Here is a 3,333-nt window from a genome sequence, read left to right as displayed (position 1 = left end):
TGGCCGCGGTACGGGTCGATCGTGTGGAGGCCAGCGGTGACCTGCTGCGGATCACGGCCCGAACCCGGGACGATGCCGCAGCTGTCTGCCCGGGCACAACGGACGCACCGAGGGCGTCAACCACAAGATCAAACTACTCAAGCGCCAGACCTACGGCCGGGCCGGCTTCCCGCTCCTCCGCCAGCGCATCCTGCTCAGCTGATGCTCCGCCAAACCCGGCGATCACCCGCTACGAAAATCTTGGAAGACCCGCTCGCTTTACAGACCCGTGGCAAGGACGCCGTCCTGGATGATCTGTACCTCCAGCGTGTACGCCTGGGCGGTACGGGGGTGATTGCCTCGCTTGAAGCTGTACTTGCTTGCGGTCTTGCGGTAGCGGGCTTTCAGGCGCTGGCGGGGACGGGCCGGGAGGAGGGCGCCCAGCACGGCGCGGCCAATGGCCCCGACCAAGGCGACGGGGGCGTCCGGGGCAGCACCCCGGGCGGTAACGATCTGGTCAGCGGCGGCCTGGAGCAGGACGGTGAAGCTGATCCGCTGTGCCGAAAGGCCCCGGCAGGCCGTCGTGACGTCGTCGGCCACCCTGATCAGCGCCTGGTAGGAGGCCAGCAGCGCGTAGATCTCCTGCTCGAGGCCGGGGACGGTGCGCGAGCGCAGCACCCGCCCGTCCAAGATCGTGGACTTCAGCGAGAAATAGCAGGTCTCCGCCTGCCACCTGCGGTGGTATAGCTCCAACAGCTCCGGTGCGGGGTAGCGCTCGGCGTCGAGCAGATCGGTGAGCAGCCGCCATAGCTCGCTGCGGCGCGTGCCGTCGGCGAGAGTGACAGTGATCCACGCCTCGATCACCCGGACCTCGAGCCGTTCGTAGCCGCGCCCCGCGCGGTACTCGCGCCGCTGGATGACGGTGAGGTAGGAGCCGTCGGGAAGCGGCCGGCGCAGGGACGGCCGCCGCTTGCGGATCGAGCGCAGCACGAAGTGAGCCCCGGTGTCTTCGACGGCGCGCAGGAAGCCGAACGCGTCGTAGTAGGCGTCCGCCAGCAGCACCATCGAGGCGTCCAGGCGGTTCAACAGGCGGTGGGCGTAGGCGAGTTCACCGGTGCCGTCGGGGCCGAAGCAGGCGTCGAGCAGCGCGCGGGTCCCGCACTCCACCAGGGCCACCAGCCGCACCAGCGGATAGCCGAAGGTGCGGACCTCCCCGATGTGCTTGGGGTAGTACCAGGTCACAGCCTCCTCATCCGGGGCGGACAGCGTGGTGCCGTCCACCGCGACCACGCGCAGCCCCCGGCAGAAGGCGCAGGCCCGGCCGCGGCCGGCCACCGGGCCGGCCAGCACCTCGAACAGACGGCGCAGCGGGGCGCTGCCTAACCGACGCCGGGCCCGCGACAGCGAGGAGGCACACGGCCGGACCGCCGTCGGAGCCCCGATTCCCGCCGTGAGCTTGCCCCACACCGCCTGGTAGGACGCCTTCTCGAAGAACGCGAAGGCCAGCACGAAGTACAACACCACTCGGGAGGGCAGCAACCGAACCCTGTGCTCGCGGGCACCAGTGTCCTCAAGTACCGCATCAACCAGGTCGGGATCGATGATCTGCGTCAACTCGCCCAGCTGGCCGGGCGCGTACACGTCCGGCGATGGCGCACCGGACCGGACACTGACAGACTTCTGAGACAACGGGACCCCCGGATCGCTCGTCCCCAGGCTTCGACACCAAGGGGACTACCAGGGGTCCCGCCACCTTGACAGGGCGTACGCAGCCTTAAAGCAACGGTGTTGCACGGCAAGGGACACGACCCGCGCTCTCATCACGGCCCGGGCGGGGACGAAGTGTGTGCTTCCGGTTCGGCGGGTGCTGGCCGGCAGTTTGGTCGTGCTGGAGCGTGAAGCCCGGCCGGGTGCACGGACACAACCTTTTGACGTAATGATTGCGTCACTATATCATCGGGTGATGCTCTTCCCCATGCCTGATCTCACCACGGACGACCGCCGGGTCCTCGATCAGATCGACCAGATGCGCGAGACATTGCGGCATGCCGTGCGGACCTCCGCCGTGAAGTGGACGGAGGGCCTACGAAAGTTCCTCACCGCAGACGCGGTAGCAGCCTCGAATTCCATCGAGGGCTTCAAGGTGTCGACCGTGGACGTCGAGGATCTCATGGAAGGCGAGACCGAGGTCGACGTCTCGGAGGAGAACCGGGAGGAGACTCTCGCCTACCAGCGGATGATGACCTACATCCAGACCCTCCACGACGTCGAGGACTTCTCCTACAGCAAGGGCCTGCTCAACAGTCTTCACTGGATGCTGCAAGGCCACCGGCACAGCATCCGCCGGCCAGCGGGCCAGTGGCGCAAGGGCCCCGTCTACGTCACAGACCCCCGCGATCCGAGCATCGCCGCCTACACCGCCCCTGACGCACCGCTCGTCGCCGGTCTGATGCAGGAACTCGTCGACTGGCTCAACGAGAGCGACGGCACACACGCCCTGGTGCGGGCCGCCATGGCCCACCTTCATCTGGTCTCCATCCACCCCTGGGCCGACGGCAACGGCCGTATGTCCCGCTCCCTGCAAACCCTCATGATCGCCAGAGAAGGAGTCCTCGCACCGGAATTCTCCTCCATCGAGAGCTGGCTGGGCCGACCGGGCAACACATGGGAGTACTACCGCGAGCTCAACGACCGGGGCAGCCAGTACCAGCCCGACCAGGACGTTTCTGGCTGGATCAGATTCAACCTCACCGCCTACCACCAGCAGGCACAGACCGTCCAGGGCCGCCTCACCCGCTCGGGCCGCGTCTGGACCTCCCTCGTCGGCTTCGCCGACAGCCAGGGCCTCGACGAACGCACCGTCACCGCACTCCATGACGTCGCCATGGCCGGACGCGTGCGCCGTTCCCGCTACCAGCACACCGAGGACCTCAGCCTCCAGCAGGCCCAACGCGACCTCCGAGACCTCACGGCCAGCGGCGTCCTCCAGCCCGTCGGCCGCACCCGGGCGCGCTACTACACTGCCGGCCCCCAGTTCCCCCAGGACGCCATCCACATCGCACGGACCCCCATGCCCCTGACACACCCCTACCGCACCTGACGGGGTACAGGAAGGCATCGAGTACCTCACCCGCCCGTCTCCGGAACCGGGGCGGTCGGCACCCGACACCGGCGCTCCGCCCCTGCACGCCCCCCACCCCCCCGTTATCTTCTTCGCGGTCCTGCAAGAGGGCCGCTGGCCTCCGGGCCCGGCATGACTGTGAAGTTTCCCCGTGATCTTGGACACTCGTCGGTTATGTCGCGAGGGCGTGTTGATGCCGCTGCCTGGTCTCGGCCGGGGTGAGGTAGCCGAAG

2 protein-coding genes and 1 pseudogene are annotated in these 3,333 nt (G+C 68.0%); 2 read left to right on the top strand and 1 reads right to left on the bottom strand.

The features are described from left to right. Positions 1–97 precede the first annotated feature (97 nt). Positions 98–202, top strand: a pseudogene (locus tag ABZ887_RS50965) (transposase); the annotation flags it as partial. Between the two features lie 56 nt (positions 203–258). On the opposite strand, the gene ABZ887_RS50960 reads toward ABZ887_RS50965, so the two are convergent. After that, positions 259–1,620 carry an IS4 family transposase gene (locus tag ABZ887_RS50960; protein WP_361306547.1) on the bottom strand — a complete coding sequence of 454 codons (1,362 nt, stop codon included), beginning with the start codon at positions 1,618–1,620 and terminating at the stop codon, positions 259–261. Between the two features lie 322 nt (positions 1,621–1,942). On the opposite strand from ABZ887_RS50960, the gene ABZ887_RS50955 reads away from it, so the two are divergent. After that, a complete protein-coding gene (locus ABZ887_RS50955; RefSeq protein WP_361306545.1) occupies positions 1,943–3,079 on the top strand; it encodes a Fic family protein in 1,137 nt (378 codons plus the stop codon). The last annotated feature ends 254 nt before the right edge of the window (positions 3,080–3,333 follow it).

The organism is Streptomyces sp. NPDC047061 (genome assembly GCF_040643955.1).
Classification (GTDB): Bacteria; Actinomycetota; Actinomycetes; order Streptomycetales; family Streptomycetaceae; genus Streptomyces.
This window is presented reverse-complemented; position numbering and strand designations above follow the sequence as displayed.